This is a genomic window from Haloferula sp. A504 (assembly GCF_044385805.1).
In the GTDB taxonomy this organism is placed as follows: domain Bacteria; phylum Verrucomicrobiota; class Verrucomicrobiia; order Verrucomicrobiales; family Akkermansiaceae; genus Haloferula.
The window spans coordinates 1-368 of the sequence record NZ_JBISBU010000231.1 but is presented as its reverse complement, the minus strand read 5'-3'; the positions used below and the strand labels follow the sequence as shown (position 1 = coordinate 368).

The 368-nt window shown below is 65.2% G+C and carries 1 protein-coding gene; it reads left to right on the top strand.

Annotated elements, in window-relative coordinates; all coding sequences use genetic code 11:
* On the top strand, window positions 1–368 hold a 368-nt coding region (locus tag ACG2LG_RS24310), incomplete at both ends, for a hypothetical protein (RefSeq protein WP_396263506.1).

The following is a 368-nucleotide window of genomic DNA, read 5'->3' as shown; positions in this document are numbered from 1 at the left end:
TTCCGGGCGCAGGATTTCCTGACGCGGGAGGCACCGCTGATCAACAACTACGTGGTGCGGGTGATCGGCAGTGCGGAAGGCTACGCCCTGTATGAAAACATGGCGGCCTTGCGCGATGGCGAGAGTGCGGTGCTTGAGGGGGCCACGGTGCTGGTGCTGCGCTACAAGCTGCCCGAAGGGGGTGAGCGGGCGTCGATTCTTTCGTTTGAAGACCCCGGGACCGGACTGGGTTTGTACTACCGGTTGATCCCCGAGGACGGAGTGCTGGCGGGTCCCGATCTGGCCCTGAGCAAGCAGCCCACGCTGGTGAGCTTCGCCGTCGAGCGTGGCGTGCTGCGGATGTACCTGACCGGCCCGAACGGGGAGGA